This window comes from Leifsonia sp. GW821-FHT13C05 (genome assembly GCF_058806515.1).
On record NZ_JBXAPT010000001.1, the window covers coordinates 194,442 to 214,382 of the forward strand.

19 protein-coding genes are annotated in these 19,941 nt (G+C 69.0%); all 19 read left to right on the top strand.

Going from position 1 to position 19,941, the window contains the following annotated elements:
* The first annotated feature begins 60 nt into the window (after window positions 1-60).
* The 19 genes from mraZ (at window position 61) to AC1ROC_RS01010 (ending at window position 19,907) form a co-directional block, all read left to right on the top strand.
* A complete protein-coding gene (gene mraZ, locus AC1ROC_RS00920) occupies window positions 61-492 on the top strand; it encodes a division/cell wall cluster transcriptional repressor MraZ (RefSeq protein ID WP_085367985.1) in 432 nt (143 codons plus the stop codon).
* Window positions 493-596: 104 nt separating this feature from the next.
* Window positions 597-1,550, top strand: a complete 954-nt coding sequence (rsmH, locus tag AC1ROC_RS00925; protein WP_492997516.1) for a 16S rRNA (cytosine(1402)-N(4))-methyltransferase RsmH — start codon at window positions 597-599, stop codon at window positions 1,548-1,550.
* Entirely contained in the window at window positions 1,547-2,254 is a 708-nt protein-coding gene (gene ftsL, locus AC1ROC_RS00930; RefSeq protein ID WP_492997518.1) for a cell division protein FtsL, read from the top strand. The genes rsmH and ftsL overlap by 4 nt, the downstream gene beginning before the upstream one ends.
* 20 nt (window positions 2,255-2,274) lie before the next feature.
* On the top strand, window positions 2,275-4,023 hold the full coding sequence (locus tag AC1ROC_RS00935; RefSeq protein ID WP_085367981.1) for a peptidoglycan D,D-transpeptidase FtsI family protein: 1,749 nt from the start codon (window positions 2,275-2,277) through the stop codon (window positions 4,021-4,023).
* A gap of 11 nt (window positions 4,024-4,034) precedes the next feature.
* Window positions 4,035-5,579: a Mur ligase family protein gene (locus AC1ROC_RS00940; RefSeq protein ID WP_492997520.1), complete on the top strand. Its 1,545-nt coding sequence runs from the start codon at window positions 4,035-4,037 to the stop codon at window positions 5,577-5,579.
* Entirely contained in the window at window positions 5,579-7,006 is a 1,428-nt protein-coding gene (locus AC1ROC_RS00945) for a UDP-N-acetylmuramoyl-tripeptide--D-alanyl-D-alanine ligase (RefSeq protein WP_492997522.1), read from the top strand. The genes AC1ROC_RS00940 and AC1ROC_RS00945 overlap by 1 nt, the downstream gene beginning before the upstream one ends.
* Window positions 7,003-8,115, top strand: coding sequence for a phospho-N-acetylmuramoyl-pentapeptide-transferase (gene mraY / locus AC1ROC_RS00950; RefSeq protein ID WP_085367974.1), 1,113 nt, complete (start codon window positions 7,003-7,005; stop codon window positions 8,113-8,115). The genes AC1ROC_RS00945 and mraY overlap by 4 nt, the downstream gene beginning before the upstream one ends.
* Complete coding sequence (murD, locus tag AC1ROC_RS00955) at window positions 8,100-9,641, top strand: UDP-N-acetylmuramoyl-L-alanine--D-glutamate ligase (RefSeq protein ID WP_085367972.1); 1,542 nt, start codon at window positions 8,100-8,102, stop codon at window positions 9,639-9,641. Before mraY ends, murD begins: the two co-directional genes overlap by 16 nt.
* Window positions 9,607-10,851 (top strand): putative lipid II flippase FtsW, encoded by a 1,245-nt coding sequence (gene ftsW / locus AC1ROC_RS00960; protein WP_247597088.1) that lies wholly within the window; start codon window positions 9,607-9,609, stop codon window positions 10,849-10,851. Before murD ends, ftsW begins: the two co-directional genes overlap by 35 nt.
* Window positions 10,848-11,921 carry a UDP-N-acetylglucosamine--N-acetylmuramyl-(pentapeptide) pyrophosphoryl-undecaprenol N-acetylglucosamine transferase gene (locus AC1ROC_RS00965; RefSeq protein WP_492997525.1) on the top strand — a complete coding sequence of 358 codons (1,074 nt, stop codon included), beginning with the start codon at window positions 10,848-10,850 and terminating at the stop codon, window positions 11,919-11,921. Before ftsW ends, AC1ROC_RS00965 begins: the two co-directional genes overlap by 4 nt.
* Window positions 11,922-11,977: 56 nt before the next feature.
* Window positions 11,978-13,387: a UDP-N-acetylmuramate--L-alanine ligase gene (gene murC, locus AC1ROC_RS00970; protein WP_492997527.1), complete on the top strand. Its 1,410-nt coding sequence runs from the start codon at window positions 11,978-11,980 to the stop codon at window positions 13,385-13,387.
* Between the two features lie 10 nt (window positions 13,388-13,397).
* Window positions 13,398-14,402: an FtsQ-type POTRA domain-containing protein gene (locus AC1ROC_RS00975; RefSeq protein WP_492997529.1), complete on the top strand. Its 1,005-nt coding sequence runs from the start codon at window positions 13,398-13,400 to the stop codon at window positions 14,400-14,402.
* 154 nt (window positions 14,403-14,556) lie between these two features.
* Window positions 14,557-15,729: a cell division protein FtsZ gene (gene ftsZ / locus AC1ROC_RS00980; protein ID WP_085367964.1), complete on the top strand. Its 1,173-nt coding sequence runs from the start codon at window positions 14,557-14,559 to the stop codon at window positions 15,727-15,729.
* Window positions 15,695-16,396, top strand: a complete 702-nt coding sequence (locus tag AC1ROC_RS00985; RefSeq protein WP_168689645.1) for a YggS family pyridoxal phosphate-dependent enzyme — start codon at window positions 15,695-15,697, stop codon at window positions 16,394-16,396. The genes ftsZ and AC1ROC_RS00985 overlap by 35 nt, the downstream gene beginning before the upstream one ends.
* 63 nt (window positions 16,397-16,459) lie before the next feature.
* On the top strand, window positions 16,460-16,972 hold the full coding sequence (locus tag AC1ROC_RS00990; protein WP_085367960.1) for a cell division protein SepF: 513 nt from the start codon (window positions 16,460-16,462) through the stop codon (window positions 16,970-16,972).
* Between the two features lie 112 nt (window positions 16,973-17,084).
* A complete protein-coding gene (locus AC1ROC_RS00995) occupies window positions 17,085-17,381 on the top strand; it encodes a YggT family protein (RefSeq protein ID WP_085367958.1) in 297 nt (98 codons plus the stop codon).
* A gap of 150 nt (window positions 17,382-17,531) precedes the next feature.
* Window positions 17,532-18,407 (top strand): DivIVA domain-containing protein, encoded by an 876-nt coding sequence (locus AC1ROC_RS01000; RefSeq protein ID WP_168689644.1) that lies wholly within the window; start codon window positions 17,532-17,534, stop codon window positions 18,405-18,407.
* Between the two features lie 31 nt (window positions 18,408-18,438).
* Window positions 18,439-18,984, top strand: a complete 546-nt coding sequence (lspA, locus tag AC1ROC_RS01005; RefSeq protein WP_085367954.1) for a signal peptidase II — start codon at window positions 18,439-18,441, stop codon at window positions 18,982-18,984.
* Window positions 18,985-18,986: 2 nt separating this feature from the next.
* Window positions 18,987-19,907, top strand: coding sequence for an RluA family pseudouridine synthase (locus tag AC1ROC_RS01010; protein ID WP_085367952.1), 921 nt, complete (start codon window positions 18,987-18,989; stop codon window positions 19,905-19,907).
* The last annotated feature ends 34 nt before the right edge of the window (window positions 19,908-19,941 follow it).

The following is a 19,941-nucleotide window of genomic DNA, read 5'->3' on the forward strand; positions in this document are numbered from 1 at the left end:
GTTGTGGAGTAAAGTGGAGCCACACCGCAACCTTGGCCGGAAGAGTGGGGGGAGTCACCGATGTTTCTCGGTACGTACGCCCCCAAACTCGACGAAAAAGGGCGCATCATCCTGCCGGCCAAATTCCGGGATGAGCTCGCGTCCGGCATCGTCCTCACTCGCGGCCAGGAGCACTGCGTCTATGTCTTCAGTCAGCGCGAGTTCGAGGCGCTGCACGAGAAGATCCGCCAGGCGCCGGTGACGAGCAAGCAGGCCCGCGACTACCTCCGCGTCTTCCTCTCCGGGGCGAGCGCAGAGGTTCCGGACAAGCAGCACCGCGTGACGGTGCCGACGGCCCTCCGCTCGTACGCGGGACTCGATCGCGACCTGGTCGTGATCGGCGCGGGAAGCCGCGCGGAGATCTGGGACGCACAGGCATGGGAGACCTACCTGGCGGAGCAGGAAGCAACATTCGCCAACACCACAGAGGAGGTGATTCCGGGACTCTTCTAGCCCCTGACGCCTGACTCCCAGCCATTCATCGCCCTGACGCACTTCCCCGGCGCCAGGTACCGAATGGATGGGGATCAGGATTCAGGAGCCGGTCCTCTCGCATCATGACCGACGATCAGATTCACACCCCGGTACTCCTCGAGCGCTGCATCGAGCTGCTGGCCCCCGCCCTCGAAAAGCCGGGAGCCGTCTTCGTCGATGCCACCCTCGGCATGGGAGGGCACTCGGCCGGCATCCTCGAGCGCTTCCCCGACGTCACCCTGGTCGGCCTCGACCGCGACCCGGACGCCCTCGCCATCGCGGGGGAGCGGCTGGCGCGGTTCGGCGACCGCATCCACCTGGTGCACACGGTCTACGACGGCATCCAGGATGCGCTCGACGGGCTGGGCATCGACGAGGTGCACGGCATCCTCTTCGACCTGGGCGTCTCATCGCTGCAGCTCGACAGGGTGGAGCGCGGCTTCTCGTACTCGAAGGATGCGCCGCTCGACATGCGCATGGACGGCACGAGCGAGCTGACGGCGGCCACGATCCTCGCCGAGTACAGCGAGGCGGACCTGCGCCGCATCTTCCGTGAGTACGGCGAGGAGAAGCTGGCGGCGCGCTTCGCCCAGAAGATCGTCGCGGCCCGCGAGGTCGAGCCGTTCGTGCGGTCGGCCCAGCTGGTCGACGTGATCACCAAGGCCACCCCGGTGGCCGTCCAGCGTCAGGGACACCCGGCCAAGCGCGTCTTCCAGGCGCTGCGGATCGAGGTCAACCAGGAGCTGTCCGTGCTCGAGCGGGCGATTCCCGCCGCCATCGATGCGCTCGCGGTCGGGGGCCGCATCGTGGTCGAGGCGTACCAGTCGCTCGAAGACAGGATCGTGAAGCGCGAGCTGCAGACGAGGTCCACCTCCAGCGCCCCAGCCGGACTGCCGGTGGAGCTGCCGGAGCACCGGCCGGAGCTGAAGCTGCTGATCCGCGGCGCCGAGCTGGCGAATGACGAAGAGAAGGCGGCCAACCCGAGAGCGACACCCGTTCGTCTCCGTGCAGCCGAACGCGTGAGGAGGGGCTCGTGAGCACCAATCTGGCGGAGAAGCGCCCATCCGTCGGCTGGATCGGCCGCACAGCACCGCAGCAGGAGGTCGAGGAGCGGCCGAGCCACCTCGAGGTCGTCACCACCAGGAGCCAGCGCCGCGCCCGCCCGCGCACCGTCTACGCGATCATCGCGGTCGGCGTGCTGTTCGGCGTCGTCGTCGCGCAGCTGCTGATGAGCATCGCCGTCTCGCAAGGTGCGTACCAGCTCAACACGCTGCAGGACAAGCAGACCGAACTGCAGCGCTCGTACCAGGCCGCGTCGGAAGACCTCAACCGGCTTTCCTCCCCGCAGAACCTGGCGGCCAACGCCAACGCGCTCGGGATGGTGACCAACAGCAACCCCGTCTACCTCCGGCTGTCCGACGGCGCGGTCCTCGGCGCCCCGATCCCGGCCAACGGGGCGGCGGGCACGGTGACCGGCGGTCAGGGCAACCTCGTCCCGAACTCGCTGCTCGCCGGCGTGCCGCTCGCCGCGGCGAAGACCCCGGCCGCCAACGCGACGGCGACGCCGCTCAGCGGCGCGGCCGCAGGGCAGAGCGCGGGCCAGGGCGCCGGCCAGGCAGCGGGCGCGACGGCGACGGGCGCCGAAACTGGGAATTCCGGAGGCACGAGCGCGCCGGACAAGGCGGCGACACCTCCGCCCGTACCGTTGGACGGAGCGTTGCCGACCCCGGTGACGCACTGACGCGGGGACGAGTTCCAATCGTGCTTACGAGAAAGATGATGCGGCGCAGGACCGCCATCACCGTCGTCGCCGTCGCGGCGACCGTCGGCATCCTGGGCGGCAAACTGGTCGACATCCAGGTCGTCAACGCCGCCGAGCTGCAGAAGAAGTCCGTCAACGCCAAAGAGGTCGAGACGAAGCTCCTCGGGGCACGAGGCAGCATCGTCGACGCGAACGGCACCGTGCTGGCGGACACCGTGTACAAGTACACCGCCGCCGTCTCTCCCAAGGACGCGGTGGCCGGCAAAGACGGCCAGGCCAAGATGGTGGAGGCGGCAGGCAAGATCGGCGCGATCACCGGCCAGGGCGGCGCCGCGGTGCAGAAGATCATCGAGGACGCCCTCAAGGCCAACCCGAAGTCGCAGTACGCGCTCGTGAAGACGGGCATCGACGTCGGTGCGTTCACCAAGCTCGACAAGCTCCCGTATCCGTGGCTCACCTTCACCAAGGTGCCGGCGCGCACCTACCCGAACGGCGCTGTCGCCGGCAACCTCCTCGGCTTCGTCTCGGCCGGAGGCCTCGGCGGACTCGAGGACAGCGAGAACACCTGCCTCGCCGGCGAGAACGGGTCGCAGACCTACCAGCGCGGCGCAGACGGCGTCGCGATCCCCGGCAGCACCGTCACGCAGAAGCCCGCGAAGGACGGCGGGACGCTCAAGCTCACCATCGACCGCGACCTGCAGTGGTTCACCGAGCAGACACTCGCGCAACAGGTCGCATCCACCGGCTCGAAGTTCGGCTTCGTCACGGTCGCGGAGGCGAAGACGGGCAAGATCAAGGCGATCGCGCAGTGGCCGGCCCTCGACCCGAACAACATCGACGCGACAGATTCGCAGTACTGGGGTCTGCTCCCCTTCACCACGCCGTACGAGCCGGGCTCGACGTTCAAGGCGCTCACCGCGAGCATGCTCATCGACCAGGGCAAGGCCAGCCCGACGAGCGAAGTGCTCGCACCGTACCGCTTCGTCTCCGGCCAGGGCGCCGACCTGCACGACTCCGGCTACCACGACCCGGAACGACTCACCCTCACCGGCGTGCTGATGAACTCGTCCAACGTCGGGATGTCCCTGCTCGGCAAGGCGCTCACCGACCAGACCCGCTACGACTACCTCAAGAAGTTCGGCATCGGCGACGCCACCGGCGTGCCGTACCCCGGCCAGTCCGACGGCATCCTGAACCCGGTGGCCGACTGGGACGACCAGACCAAGTACGCGACCATGTTCGGCCAGGGCGTCTCCGCGACCCAGGTGCAGATGGTCGGCGCGTACCAGGCCCTCGCCAACGGCGGCAAGCGCATCCCGCTGTCGCTCGTCGAGGGATGCACCAAATCCGACGGCACGGTCGTCGACGCTCCGAACCGGAAGCCGACGCAGGTCGTCTCGGCCGACGCGGCCAACACGACGCTCGGGATGATGGAGAGCGTCGTGACCAGCGGAGAGCTCGCGAAACAGCTGCAGATCCCCGGCTACCGGGTCGCCGCGAAGACCGGAACGGCGCAGCAGCCGGACGGCAACGGCGGCTACCTCCCGTCGTACTACGTCTCGGTGATGGGGGTCGCTCCCGTCGACGATCCGCAGTACGTCGTTTCGGTCAACCTCGGATACCCGACTACCATTACTTCGTCGGCAGCAGCCGCTCCGCTGTTCCACACGATCATGAGTCAGGTGCTGAAGACCTACCGGGTGAAGCCTTCGACGTCCACCCCGGCCGACTACCCTCCGTACTACTGAAAGTGAGCCCCGTGACAGGACCGGCGCCTACGTCCCTGCGCCCCGAACATCCCGTCGCCCGACCGCTCGCACAGCTGGCCAGGGAGTTCGGGCTGGAATGGCGCGGCGATCTCGATGCTGTCGAGGTCACCGGAGTCGCACTCGCGACGACGGCGATCGAGCCAGGAGACCTCTATGTCGGCGTGCCAGGGCGCAACGCCCACGGCGCGAGCTACGCGGCCAAGGCCGCTGAGGCCGGCGCCGTCGCGATCCTGACCGACGAGGAGGGGGCGGAGCTCGCGGCAGACAGCGGCCTGCCCGTGATCGTCACCCAGGATGCGCGTGCAGCGCTCGGCGCTGTCGCCGCGTGGATCTACCGCACGGACGAGAACGCGGCGACGCTGTTCGGCGTCACCGGCACGAACGGCAAGACCAGCGTCGTGTACCTGCTGAACGCGATCCTCGGCCAGCTGGGCGTCGTGTCCGGCCTCAGCTCCACCGCGGAGCGCAGGATCGGCAGCACGGCGATCACCAGCAAGCTGACCACCCCGGAGGCGAGCGAGCTGCACGCCCTCCTGGCCAGGATGCGCGAGGAGGCCGTCCGGGCCGTCGCCATCGAGGTCTCGGCGCAGGCGCTCAGCCGCCACCGCGTGGACGGGATCGTCTTCGACGTCGTCGGCTTCACCAACCTCAGCCACGACCACCTCGACGACTACGACGCGATGGACGACTACTTCGCGGCGAAGCTCGAACTGTTCCAGCCCGACCGCGCGCGCCGCGGCGTCATCACCGTCGACTCCGACTGGGGCCGCGCCCTGGTCGAGCAGTCGCGCATCCCGGTCACCACGCTGTCGACATCGCCCGGCGCCGACGCGGAGTGGACCATGACCGTCACCGACGAGACGCTGGAGCACACCGGGTTCGTCCTGGAAGGCCCGGAGGGCGCCAGACTCGAGTCGCGGGTTCCGCTACTCGGCGCGTACATGGCGGCGAACGCGGCGCTCGCGATCATCATGCTGGTGGAGTCCGGCTACGACCTGCACGCCATCGGAGCAGCCCTCGACCGCGACGGCGGCATCGACGCGTACATCCCCGGCCGCGCTGAGCGCATCTCCGGAGACCGCGGCCCCGTCGTGTTCATCGACTACGGCCACAGCCCCGACGCCTTCCTGTCCACCCTCAGCGCGCTGCGCAAGGTCAGCGACGGCAAGATCGTGATGGTCTTCGGCGCGGACGGAGACAGGGACACGACCAAGCGCACCGACATGGGCGCCATCGCGGCCAGAGGGTCGGATGCGGTGGTCATCACCGACTTCCACCCGCGCTGGGAAGACCCGGCGGCCATCCGCCAGACGCTCCTCGACGGAGCGCGCGGAGCCGTCCCCGACCTGGAGTTGTACGAGGTCGCCGACCCCCGCGCCGCCTTCCGGACCGCCCTCTCCCTCGCCGGAGAAGGAGACGTTGTGCTCTACGCGGGCCCAGGACACGAGGACTACCAAGAAGTGGCGGGGGAGCGCATCCCGTATTCGGCACGCGACGACGCCAAGCTGGCGCTCCGAGAGGCAGGGTGGCTCTGATGATCGGCCTGACGCTGGCGGAGATCGCCTCCGCCACCCGTGGCTCCCTCGTGCTCGACGGCACGGGAGCGACCGAGGAGACCGTCGTCGATGGGCTCTCCACCACCGACTCCCGCGAGGTCGTCGACGGCACCATCTTCTATGCCAAGCGCGGCGAGTTCACCGACGGGCACCTGTTCGTGCCGCAGGCGGTGGATGCGGGAGCATCCCTCATCGTCGTCGACCACGCCCTCGACACCGCGGAGTGGAGCCGTCCGGTTCCGCAGCTGGTGGTGGAGGACACCGTCGTCGCCCTCGGCGACCTCGCGACAGAGGTCATCGCGCGCGTCCGCGCCCTCGGCCTGCTGAAGATCGTCGGCGTCACCGGCTCGAACGGCAAGACGACCACCAAGAATCTGCTCCGCGAGATCCTGGAGCAGGTCGGCCCGACCATCGCGCCGCGCGCATCGTTCAACAACGAGGTCGGCGCTCCCGTCACCATGCTCGAAGTGACCGAGCAGACCGAGTTCCTGGTGGCGGAGATGGGCGCGAGCGGCATCGGCGAGATCGCCAGGCTCGTGCGCATGGCTCGCCCGGACATCGGCATCGTGCTCAAGGTCGGGCTCGCCCATGCCGGGGAGTTCGGCGGCATCGAGGCCACCCTCGCCGCGAAGACCGAGATGGTCAGCGACCTGCTCGACTCCGACGTCGCGATCCTGAACCTGGACGACCCGCGGGTCGCGTCGATGGCAGACAAGACCGTTGCGCGCGTCCTGTGGTTCGGGCTGGACGAGCGTGCCGACGTGCGTGCGACCGGCATCGTGTCCAGCGCTCGCGGCACGTCCTTCGAGCTGCACCTGCCGAACGGCGAGAGCCGTGCCGTGCAGTTCCGCGTGCTCGGCGAGCACCACGTGATGAACGCCCTCGCCGCCGCTGCTGCCGCGCACACGCTCGACGTCGGCATCGACGCGATCGTCGCCGGGCTGCAGAACGTGACCCGTGCAGAGCGCTGGCGGATGGAGGTCATGGGCGGTGCCCGCGGCGTCACCGTCGTCAACGACGCGTACAACGCGAGCCCGGACTCGATGGCCGCCGCCCTCAAGACCCTCGCGCAGATCGCGGAGCCCGGCGGACGCACCGTCGCCGTGCTCGGCGAGATGAGCGAGCTGGGCGAGTTCTCCGGCGAGGAGCACGACAGGATCGGTCTGCTCGCCGTCCGTCTCAACATCGACCAGCTGATCGTGGTCGGCCCCGCCGCGCGCCGGATGCACATCTCGACCATCAACGAGGGGTCGTGGGATGGCGAATCCAAGTACTTCGACACGCCGGACGCCGCCTTCGAGCACCTCCAGGGCTCCCTCGCCGCGGGCGACACGGTGCTCGTGAAGTCGTCGAACTCCGCAGGGCTCCGCTTTCTGGGCGATCGACTGGGAGAATTGTTCTCGTGAGAGCTCTGCTGACATCCGGTGCGCTGTCGATGGCGTTCACCCTGTTCCTCACACCCGTCTTCATCCGGTTGTTCCGCCGCCTGCAGTGGGGCCAGTTCATCCGCGACGACGGGCCGCAGAGCCACCACGCCAAGCGCGGCACCGCCACGATGGGCGGCATCGTCGTCATCCTCGGCACGCTGTTCGGCTACTTCGTCGCTCTGCTGCTGACCGGCGACGGCACGAGTGTGTCCGCACTGCTGGTGCTGTTCCTCATGGTGGGGCTCGGCGTCGTCGGCTTCATCGACGACTTCCTCAAGACGAGACGTGAGCGCAGCCTCGGCCTCACCGGCTGGGCCAAGGTCGCCGGCCAGGTGGTCGTCGCGACCGTGTGGGCGTTCCTCGCGATCATGTTCCCGAACGGCAACGGGGACACCCCGGCGACGATGAGCGTCTCGCTCATCCGCGACCTGCCGATCGACTTCATGTCGATCACGAAATTCGGCGCCATCGGCGTGATCGTCGGCTACGGCCTGTACCTGATCTGGATCAACTTCATCGTGGCGGCCACGTCCAACGGCGTGAACGTCACGGACGGTCTCGACGGGCTGGCGTCCGGCGCATCCATCCTCGCCATCGGCGCGTACATCATCATCGGCTTCTGGCAGTCGATCCAGTCCTGCTCCAACATCAAGCTCGATCCGGCGAACGTCGCCAAGTGCTACGACGTGCGCGATCCGTTCGACCTGGCGATCGTCGCGACGGCCATCGTCGGCGCGGTCGTCGGGTTCCTCTGGTGGAACACGTCGCCGGCGCAGATCTTCCTCGGCGACACCGGATCCCTGGCCCTCGGCGGCGCCGTCGCCGCTCTTGCGATCCTCAGCCGCACGGAGCTGCTGCTGGTCCTCATCGGCGGCCTGTTCGTCATCGAGGCCGGTTCGGTGATCGTGCAGCGCGCGTACTTCAAACTCACCCACGGCAAACGCATCTTCCTGATGAGCCCGATCCACCATCACTTCGAACTGAAGGGATGGGCGGAGGTGACGGTCGTCGTCCGGTTCTGGATCATCGGCGGCCTGCTGGTCGCGGCCGGGGTGGGAAGCTTCTACCTCGAATGGCTGGCGACGTGACAGACCTCGACGACCGCCTGGCGGCCCTGAACAGCTGGCACGCGGACTGGCGCGGCCTCCGCGTCGCCGTGTACGGCCTCGGCGTGACCGGCTTCTCGGTGGCGGACACCCTGGCCGAGCTGGGCGCAGAGGTGCTCGTGGTCACGGCGAAGGCCGACGACGAGCGCGCGATGCTGCTCGAGGTCATCGGGGCGGAGCTGCTGGAGGAGTCCGACCTGAGCGCGCCGCCCGCGCGCCTGACCGAGTTCGACCCCGAGCTCGTGATCGCATCGCCCGGCTTCCACCCCGACCATCCACTGCTCGCCTGGGCGGACGGCCGCGGCACGCAGATCTGGGGAGACGTCGAGCTGGCCTGGCGTCTGCGCGACAAAGTGGGCGCGCCGGCCGACTGGATCGCCGTCACGGGCACAAACGGAAAGACCACGACGGTGCAGCTCACCGCGACCATGCTCGTCGCCGGCGGATACCGCGCCGCCCCGTGCGGCAACATCGGCATCCCGGTGCTCGACGCCATCCGCGACCCGCAGGGCTTCGACGTGCTCGTGGTCGAGCTGTCCAGCTACCAGCTGCACTGGGTGAACAGGAACGCGGGAGGGGAGCTGTCTCCCTATTCCGCCGCCTGCCTGAACATCGCGGACGACCACCTCGACTGGCACGGCTCGCTCGACGCGTACAAGGCGGCGAAGGCGAAGGTCTACCAGAACGCCCAGGTCGCCTGCGTCTACAACAAGGCCGACCTCGCGACGCGGGAGATGGTCGAGGAGGCCGAGGTGATCGACGGCGCGCGCGCCATCGGCTTCGGGCTCGACGTCCCCGGCCCGAGCGACTTCGGCATCGTCGACGGCATCCTCTGCGACCGCGCCTTCCTCGAAGACCGGTTCACGACCGCCATCGAGCTGACCACGCTCGACGAACTGCGCGAGGCCGGGCTCGCCGCCCCGCACGTCGTCGCCAACATCCTCGCGGCCAGCGCGCTCGCCCGCTCGTACGGGGTCGAGCCCATCGCCATCCGGGATGTGCTGTCCGCGTTCCGCCTGGACGCCCACCGCATCGAGCTGGTGCGCATCGAGGCCGGCGTGCACTGGGTCGACGACTCGAAGGCCACCAACCCGCACGCGGCGGATGCGTCGCTGCGCGCGTACGAGTCCGTGGTCTGGGTGGCGGGCGGCCTGCTCAAGGGCGTCGACATCGACGAGCTGGTCCGCGCCCACGTCGGCCGGCTCCGCGCCGTCGTGCTGATCGGCGTCGACAGGGATGCGCTGCGCTCGGCATTCGCGCGACACGCCCCCGGCCTGCCCGTCTACGAGGTGGACGCCGACGAGACTGATGATGTGATGCCGACGGCGGTCAGGCTGGCCGGCGGCGTCGCACAGGCGGGGGACACCGTCCTCCTCGCTCCTGCTGCGGCGTCGATGGACCAGTTCTCCGACTACGCAGAGCGAGGCCGCCGCTTCCAGGCGGCCGTCAACGAGTTCTTTGGAGGTGAGGCGGGTGACCAATCCGCCTCGCACCCTGGAGAGGCCTGATCTCGGGAAATCCGGAGCCTCCTCGTCGAAGCTCGCCGGTCTGACGGCACGGATCTCGCTCGGCAAAGCCGTCCAGGCCGAATCGGCCAACTACTTCCTGCTGCTCGGCATCACCCTGTTCATGGTGGTGTTCGGCCTGGTGATGGTGCTGTCGTCGTCGTCGGTCGAGTCGCACAATGACACGGACAACTTCTTCTCCCGGTTCTGGTCCCAGGGCGCGTACGCGCTGATCGGCCTCCCGCTGATGTTCCTCGTCTCGCGCCTGCCCAGCAGGTTCTGGAAGAAGACCATCTGGTTCTTCCTCGCCATCGCCTGCTTCCTGCAGCTGCTCGTGCTCTTCACCCCGCTCGGGATGGAGATCGGCGGCAACCGCAACTGGCTGAAGGTCGGATCGCAGACCCTTCAGCCGTCCGAGGCGATCAAGGTCGCGCTCGTCGTCTGGCTGGGCGTGGTGCTCGCCCGCAAGAAGGACATGCTCTGGCAGTGGAAGCACGTCGCCGTGCCCGTCGTGCCGATCGGCGGAGGCGCCATCCTGCTCGTCACACTCGGCGGCGACCTGGGAACGACCATGATCATGGCGGCCATCGTGCTCGGCGCTCTGTTCTTCGCCGGTGTGCGGCTCAGGCACTTGGCCGTCGGGACGCTCGGGATCGCCGTTCTCGCGTTCCTCGTCGCGATCTCCAGTGAGTCGCGGCTCGGCCGCATCGCCGCGCTCTTCGGCGGATCCTCCGCGGCCAACCCCGACGTCAACTGGCAGATCGACAACGGCTTCTACGCGCTCGCCTCCGGCGGCGTGTTCGGCGTCGGGCTGGGAAACTCGCACTCCAAGTGGTCCTGGCTCCCCGCTGCGGACACGGACTTCATCTTCGCGATCATCGGCGAGGAGCTCGGACTCATCGGCGCGGCGGTCGTGCTCATCCTGTTCGTGCTGCTCGCCATCGTGTTTCTGCGCATCATCCACGCCTCCACCGACCCGTTCGCGCGGGTGACGACGGCGGCGATCATGGTGTGGCTGATCGGCCAGGCGTTCGTGAACATCGCGGTGGTCCTGGGGGTGATCCCGGTGCTCGGCGTGCCACTCCCACTGATCTCTGCGGGAGGCACTGCGATGATTAGTTCCATGATCGCCATCGGTATCGTCCTGTCCTTCGCCCGGGAGACCGGCCGGGAGGCGCGCCGCGAGCGCGTCGCGAACGGCTCGGCGGAGTGACCAGCTACCTTCTGGCCGGCGGGGGCACCGCCGGTCACGTGAACCCGTTGCTCGCCGTCGCCGACCGGCTCCGCCGCGACGACCCGTCGGCCGAGGTGCTCGTGCTCGGCACGGCGGAGGGCCTCGAGGCCCGGCTGGTGCCCGACCGCGGGTACGAGCTCGCGACCATCCCGAAGCTGCCGTTCCCGCGGAGGCCGAACGCTGCGGCCCTGCGGTTCCCCGGCGAGTACCGCAAAACGATCCGCACCGTGACCTCCCTCATCCGGGAGCGCGGCATCGACGCCGTCGTCGGCTTCGGCGGATACGCGTCGGCTCCCGCATACTCCGCGGCGCGGAAGGCCGGTGTGCCGCTGGTGCTGCACGAGGCGAACGCGAAGCCGGGGCTCGCCAACCGGCTCGGCGCCCGGTACACCTCCCACGTCGGCGTCGCGTTCGACGGCACGAAGCTCCCGCACGCCACCTTCGTCGGCATGCCGCTGCGCGTGGAGATCGAGGAGCTGGACAGGGCGGAAGCACGGCCGCTCGCCGCCGCCGAGTTCGGCCTCGACGCCGCTCGTCCGACGCTGCTCGTCACCGGAGGCTCGCTCGGCGCCCGCCGGATCAACAGGACCATCGCAGACCGTGCGGAGGCCATCGTCGCCGCCGGGTATCAGATCCTGCACATCCAGGGCGGCCGTGGCGAGCTGACGGACCCCGGCATCGAGCACTACCGCCTGATCGAGTACTGCGACAGGATGGACCTCGCCTTCGCGCTGACCGACGTCGCCGTCGCACGCGCAGGAGCGGCGACCGTGTCCGAGTTCGCTGCCCTGGGCATCCCCGCCGTCTACGTGCCGTTCCCCGTCGGGAACGGCGAGCAGCGATTCAACGCGGCCGGTGTCGTGCAGGCCGGCGGGGGAATCCTCGTCGACGACGCCGCGTTCCTCCCGTCGTGGGTGGATGAGAAGCTGCTCCCTCTGCTCGGCGACGGCGACGGCCGTGCCGTCGCGGAGTTGGGCGCGCGCGCCGCGAGCGCGGGAGTCCGTGACGGTTCCGACCGCATGGTGTCGCTCATCCGAAGCGCGCTCTAAGGCGCGTACCGTTCATACTTGATGGTGCGATTCCGTCCCGACCGAAAGCAGTTCCCGTGATCAAACCCGACCTCACCATGACGCTCCCCGACGAGCTCGGCGCCCTGCACTTCGTGGGCATCGGCGGTTCGGGCATGAGCGGCATCGCCCGCCTGTTCCTCGAGGCCGGGTACACGGTGACCGGTTCGGACGCCCGCGAGTCCGCCAACGTCCTCGCCCTCCGCGAGCTCGGCGCGACCATCGCGATCGGGCACGATGCGGCCAACGTCGGCGACGCGGACACGCTCGTCGTCACCGGTGCGCTCTGGCAGGACAATCCGGAGTACCAGCTCGCCCTCGCCAAGGGACTGCCGGTGCTGCACCGCTCGCAGGCGCTCGCCTGGCTGATCCACGGCAAGCGTCTCGTCTCCGTGGCGGGCGCGCACGGCAAGACCACGTCGACCGGCATGATCGTCACGGGTCTGCTCGGCCTGGGCGAAGACCCGAGCTTCGTCAACGGCGGGGTGATCGAGTCGCTCGGCAAGAGTTCGCAGGCCGGCTCCGGCGAACTGTTCGTCGTCGAGGCCGACGAGTCGGACGGCTCGTTCCTCCTCTACGACACGGCGGTCGCGCTGATCACCAACGTCGATCCCGACCACCTCGACCACTACGGCTCCCTGCAGGCCTTCGAGGACGCCTTCGTCACGTTCGCCCGCGAGGCGAGCGAGCTGGTGGTCGTCTCGTCCGACGACGCGGGTGCCACCCACGTCACGGCGAAGCTGCGCGCCGAGGCGCCGGACAAGCGCATCGTGACCTTCGGCGAGGCCCAGGATGCCGTCGTCCGCGTCCACTCGATCGTCACGGACGGCCCCGTCGCCTTCACGCTCTCCTACGACGGCGCGGAGTACTCCGCGCAGCTGCGCGTGCCCGGCCGTCACAACGCGATCAACGCAGCCGGCGCCTTCGCTGTGCTCACCGGACTCGGCTTCGAGCCCGCAGCGTCGCTCGCCGCCATCGCCGAGTTCGGCGGCACCGAGCGCCGCTTCGAGCTGCACGGCACCGTCGGCGGCGTGAGCGTCTACGACGACTACGCCCACCACCCGACCGAGGTCGCCGCCGCCCTGTCCGCTGCGCGCACGGTCGTCGGCTCCGGCAGGATCATCGCCGTGCACCAGCCGCACCTCTACAGCCGCACCCGCCTGTTCGCGCAGGAGTTCGCGGAGACGCTCGAGACGTACGCGGACGAGACGGTCGTCCTCGACGTCTACGGCGCCAGGGAGGACCCGGAGCCCGGCGTGACGGGGGCGCTCGTCGCCGACCGCTTCGCGCATCCGGAGCACGTCGCGTTCATCGCGGACTGGCAGGCCGCCGCCGACCACACGGCCGACATCGCCCGCGACGGCGACTTCGTCATCACGCTCGGCTGCGGCGACGTGTACCGCATCGTCCCGCAGCTGCTCGACTCGCTCCGCCGCGTCCGAGAGTAGCCGTCCCGTCGTGAAGCGTCCCCAGGGGTTCGACCCGTCGGCTGTCTCCGCGCAGCCGCCGGTCGCACCGCCGACCCAGCAGGCGCCGGAGCGGAGGGCTCCGCGCAGCACGGCGACGACCGAGCCCATCCCGATCATCCCGCCGCGGGTGGATGAGCAGCCCGCCGCCCAGGAGACGACACAGCAGACGGCGCAGCAGCCCTCCACAGGCCACGCGGACGCGTACGATCGCCTTCCCTCCAACCGCGAGATCAGCCGCGAGCTGCGCCGCGCCAGGAAAGAGAGGGCGAAGGTCGAGCGCGGGGAGGTCCGCCGCTTCACCAAGCGGTCCAGGCGCAGGAAGATCGCCTGGTTCTCCGCCGCCGGCGTGGTGGTCGCGCTCGTGCTCGGTGTCGCACTGACCGCGTTCTCCCCGCTGATGGCGCTGCGCACGATCGACGTCACGGGAACCTCCCGGCTCGACGTCTCCGCGGTGAAGAAGGCGCTCTCCGACCAGCTCGGCAAACCGCTCCCGCTCGTCGACCAGGGTGCGATCCGCGGCGACCTGGCCGCGTTCCCGCTGATCAGGAGCTACAGCGTCGAGAGCCACCCGCCGAACACCATCGTCGTCAGGATCGTCGAACGCCAGCCGATCGGCGTGCTGCAGAGCGGGAACACCTTCACCCTGGTGGATGCGGCGAAGGTGTCGATCGCGACCGCTCAGGCCAGGCAGGACGGCTACCCGCTGATCACCGCATCCGGTGCTGCGGCGGAGCGCGACGCCAAGTCGGGATTCGCGGCGGCCGCCGAGGTGCTCGGAGCGCTTCCCGCCGACCTGCTCGCGCGGGTGGACACCATCTCGGCGACGACGGCGGACGATGTGAGCTTCACTCTGCGCGACAGCGGTGCGAAAGTGGTGTGGGGAAGCGCGGAGGACTCGGATCTGAAGGCGGCGGACCTGTCCGCCCTGTTGAAGAGCGCATCCAACGCGAGCACCTTCGATGTCTCGTCGCCGCACAGCGTGACGACGGGATAGGGCGAGATCGCCCGGATGCGTGCCGACTTTTCCGACACGCCCCGCGCGCTACGGGGGCTGAGCCCGTGCGCACCTAACGTCGAATCAAGAATTGCATACTGAGCATAACTTTAAGCCTCGACTTGAGGTTGAAGGTTCCCAGTGGAGGCCGGACGTGACATCAAATCAGAACTACCTCGCCGTGATCAAAGTCGTCGGCATCGGCGGTGGCGGCGTCAACGCCGTCAACCGGATGATCGAACTCGGGCTTCGCGGCGTCGAGTTCATCGCCATCAACACGGATGCGCAAGCACTGCTGATGAGCGACGCGGACGTCAAGCTCGACGTCGGCCGTGAGATCACCCGCGGGCTCGGCGCCGGAGCGGACCCCGAGGTCGGCCGCCGTGCTGCGGAGGACCACGCGGAGGAGATCGAGGAAGCGCTCGCCGGCGCGGACATGGTCTTCGTCACCGCGGGCGAGGGCGGCGGAACCGGCACGGGCGGCGCGCCCGTCGTCGCGCGCATCGCCAAGTCGATCGGCGCGCTCACCATCGGTGTCGTCACCAAGCCGTTCGGCTTCGAGGGCAAGCGCCGCTCGGAGCAGGCGGAGGCCGGTGTGCAGCGCCTGAAGGAAGAGGTCGACACCCTCATCGTGGTGCCGAACGACCGGCTGCTGGAGATCAGCGACCGCGGGATCAGCATGCTCGAGGCGTTCTCCACCGCCGACCAGGTGCTCCTCGCCGGTGTCCAGGGCATCACCGACCTCATCACCACCCCGGGCCTCATCAACCTCGACTTCGCCGACGTGAAGTCGGTCATGCAGGGCGCGGGCTCCGCGCTCATGGGCATCGGCTCCTCGCGCGGCGCCGACCGTGCTATCAAGGCGGCGGAACTCGCCGTGGCGTCCCCGCTGCTCGAAGCGAGCATCGACGGAGCCCATGGCGTGCTGCTCTCCATCCAGGGTGGCTCGAACCTCGGCATCTTCGAGATCAACGACGCCGCCCGCCTGGTCCAGGAGGCCGTGCACCCGGAGGCCAACATCATCTTCGGCGCCGTCATCGACGACACCCTCGGTGACGAGGTGCGCGTGACGGTCATCGCCGCCGGATTCGACGGAGGAGAGCCGAACGCCAAGACGCAGCTCGCCGAAGCGCGCCGCACCACCTTCGTGGAGGCCGGAGACGACGACGGACTGGCGAGCACCGCTGCGCTCGACGCCGAGGACATCCCATCCCCGTCCACCGACGCCTGGTCGGCGGGGGAGAGCCCCGTGTCCGACGCCGCGCCCAAGGACCCAGCCTTCGACGACGAGAATGACGACCTCGACATCCCCGACTTCCTCAAGTAGCCCGCTCGCCGAGCGGCTCGGCGCCGTGCGGGCCGGCATCGACGATGCCGCCCGCGCCGCCGGGCGTTCGCCGGAGGAACTGACGACGATCGTCGTCACCAAGTTCCATCCGGCGTCGCTCGTGCGCGAGCTTGCCGGGCTCGGCGTGCACGACGTGGGGGAGAACCGCCACCAGGAGGCGCAGGCCAAGGCGGCGGAACTCGCCGACCTCGACCTGCGCTGGCACTTCGTCGGGCAGCTGCAGAGCAAAAAGGCGAGGCAGGCGCGTGCGTACGCGTCCGTCATCCACTCGGTCGACCGCGTGTCGCTGGTGGATGCTCTGCGCTCCGACGAGTCGGACGTCGACTGCTTCGTGCAGCTCAACCTCACCGACGACCCGGCACGCGGCGGCGTCGCCGACCGCGATCTCGAACCGCTGGTCGACCACGTCCTCGCCACACCCGGGCTGCGCCTGCTCGGTGTGATGGCCGTCGCTCCGATCGACGAGCAGCCGAGGCGGGCGTTCGAGCGCGTCCTGCTGGCGAGCGAGCGCGTGCGCCGCATCGCGCCGGACGCGGTGAGCATCTCCGCCGGGATGTCGCAGGACTACGCGGACGCCATCGCGGAAGGGGCGACACACCTTCGTATTGGCACCGCCATTACCGGGAATCGCCCGCAGCCCGGTTAATCTCGAAGAGAAAGTTCGTCGTGCCTGGAAAGCGACGGCGCACAGGTCTACACGGAGGATCGCATGTCCAACCCGCTGAAGAAGACGATGGTCTACCTCGGCCTCGCCGACGAAGAGCTCGAGTACGACGAGCAGGCTCAGGAGCAGCCGCAGCGCCAGCAGGCGCCGCAGCAGCACCCGGCCCCCGTCGCGCCCGTCCCCCACCCTGCACCGGTCGCTCCCGTGGCCGGTCGCGCTCCGGTGACCCCGCTGCGCAAATCGTCCACCGCACGGAATGTTTCGGTACAGGAAATGAACGAGATCCTCACGGTCCACCCCCGCCAGTACCGCGACGCCCAGGCGATCGCCGAATCCTTCCGCGAAGGCATCCCGGTGATCATCAACCTGTCGCAGATGAGCGAAGGAGACGCGCGCCGCCTGATCGACTTCGCCAGCGGCCTCTCGCAGGGCCTCTACGGCAAGATCGAGCGCGTGACGCCGAAGGTCTTCCTGCTGTCCCCGTCGCACGTCGTCGTCTCCGGCGAGCACGGCGGCCAGGACGCGGAGGTCGACGCCTCCTTCTTCGCCCAGGCCTGAGTCCTCACCCACGCCTGAGCCCGCTTCGCCGAGAGCGAAACGATAGCCGCAGACACTCCGAGAGCGCGCCGTTCCCAGCTGGGGCGGCGCGCTTTCGTCCATACTGAGACTCGTGTTTGTCCTCGCGATCGTCGCCACTGTGGCGTACTACCTGCTCCTGATCTATTTCTTCGTGCTCTGGGCGCGCTTCGTGCTCGACCTGGTGCGCACCTTCAGCAGGGGATGGCGCCCCCGCGGCTTCGGCCTGGTGCTCGCGGAGTCCGCATACGTCGTGACGGACCCGCCGATCAAGTTCTTCCGCAGGATCATCCCGCCGCTGTCGATGGGGCCGATCGCGATCGATTTCGGCTGGAGCCTCACCATGCTGGTGGTCATCATCGGCCTGTACGTGACTGTCGGACTTACCTGAGAGTCGGTCGCCAGTCGGGCGTTGCTCGGGATGTAGTGTTGACGAGCCGACGACCGATGAGCGACGGCGGAGTGCGCACCCCCAGCGCTCTTTGCTAGCGTTGGCTGAACGCAATTTTTGTTCGTACCCCAAGATCTAAGGTGGCTTGCCATGGCGCTGACTCCGGAAGATGTAGTCAACAAGCGGTTCCAACCGACGAAGTTCCGTGAGGGCTATGACCAGGACGAGGTCGATGACTTCCTCGATGAGGTCGTCGTCGAACTGCGTCGTCTGAACCAGGAGAACGAGGAGCTCAAGCAGCGCCTCGTGGCGAGCGATTCGCGCATCGCCGAACTGCAGCGCAGCGGTGGTCAGGGCGGCGCAGCCCCGGCTCCCGTCGCGGCGGCCCCCGCGGCCGACAACGGCGAGGTCGCTCGCCTGCAGAAGGAGAACGAGGAGCTCAAGCAGCGCCTCGCGGAAGCGCAGCAGGCCGCTCAGGCCGCCCCCGCGACCGCAGCGGCTCCCGTCGCAGCGGCAGCGGCAGCGGGCGGGGCATCGGCCGCGTACACCGCGCCGGACGCCAACGCCTCCGACCCGAACAGCACCAACAACCTCCTGCAGCTGGCTCGCCGCCTGCACGAGGAGCACGTGCGCGAGGGCATCGAGAAGCGCGACTCGCTGATCGCGGAGGGGCACGCCACCGCCGCCCGCATCGTCGCAGAGGCCGAGTCGAAGCAGCGCGCGCAGATCAGCGCCCTCGACCAGGAGCGCACGGCACTCGAGAGCCGCATCGACGGCCTCCGCTCGTTCGAGCGCGAGTACCGCGAGAAGCTGAAGGGCTACATCGAGGGCCAGCTCCGCGACCTCGAGAGCTCGTCGGTCTCCGGCACGGGCAGCTACGCAGCGCCGCGCACCGGTTCGCAGGACGCGTCGGCCAACGTCAACTCCGGTGCGGTCCCCGCCCCGGTCTCCGCCAACGCAGGCGACAACGCCAGCGGCCAGGACCAGGGCCAGCAGCCCCCGGTCTTCCCCGGCTTTGGAGGCTAGTACCTCCCGCGCCAAGGTCAGCATCCGGGCCTTGGCGGTCCTCGGCGTCGTCGCGCTCGTCGTGTACCTCGTCGACCAGATCGCCAAGGTCCTGGTGGTGCAGAACCTGTATGAGGGTCAGCGGGTCGAGGTGCTCGGCCAGCTGTTGCAGTTCAACTTCGTCAAGAACGCGGGAGCTGCGTTCTCCATCGGCAGCGGGTCCACCTGGATCTTCTCCATCGTGGGCGTCGGTGTCCTCGGCTTCGTGATCTGGTACGCCCCGCGCATCCGGTCGGCGGCCTGGGCGGTCCTGTTCGGACTGCTGCTCGGTGGCCTGCTCGGCAACCTGACGGACAGGCTCTTCCGGGAGCCGGGCTTCGGGGTCGGCCACGTGGTCGACTTCCTGCAGATCCCGCTCCTGCCGGCGATCTTCAACCTCGCCGACGTGGCCATCGTGTCGAGCATGGTGCTGTTCCTGATCCTCACGATCCGCGGCATCGGCCTGGACGGCAAGCGCACGGACGACGAGGAGGAGGCGGAGGCGGAAGCCGTCGCCGCCGAGGCGGAGCCCGACCCGCACGACAAGCCAGCCGGCTAGCCATGGAATCCCGGAGTTTCCCCATCCCGGACGGCCTCGAAGGCTCCCGGGTGGATGCGGGCCTCGCCAAGCTCCTCGGCTTCTCCCGCAGCTTCGCGGCCGAGATCACCGAGGCGGGCGGCGTGAGCGTCGACGGCCGCCAGGTCGACAAGTCCGACCGGCTCTCCGCCGGGAGCTGGCTCGAGGTGAGCTGGCAGCCGAAGACCGAAGTGAAGATCGTCCCGATCGCGGTGCCCGAGCTCACGATCGTGCACGACGACGACGACATCGTCGTGATCGACAAGCCCGTCGGCGTCGCAGCGCATCCGGCAGCCGGCTGGGAGGGACCGACGGTGCTCGGCGCCCTCGCCGCCGCCGGGTTCCGCATCTCCACCTCCGGTGCCGCGGAGCGGGCGGGCATCGTCCACCGGCTCGACGCGGGCACGAGCGGCCTGATGGTGGTCGCCAAGTCCGAGCGGGCGTACACGCACCTCAAGCGGGCGTTCCACGACCGCACCGTCGAGAAGATCTACCACGCGGTCGTCCAGGGCCACCCCGATCCGCTGGTCGGCACCGTGGATGCGCCGATCGGCCGCCACCCGAAGTCCGACTGGAAGTTCGCGGTCGTCGCGGGCGGGAAGCCGTCGGTGACGCACTACGAGACCATCGAGGCGTTCCCGTCGGCCAGCCTGCTCGAAGTGCACCTGGAGACCGGGCGCACCCACCAGATCCGTGTGCACATGGCTGCCCAGCGGCACCCGTGCGTCGGTGACGCCATGTACGGCGCAGACCCCACGCTGTCGGCCAGGCTCGGCCTCACCAGGCAGTGGCTGCACGCCGTGCAGCTCGCGTTCGAGCATCCGTCGACGGGGGAGTGGGTGACCTTCACCACGACATACCCGGAGGATCTGCAACACGCTCTCGACGTGCTCCGCGCGTCGTAGGTCCGACGTAGTCTTAAGCCCTCACCTCGACCCG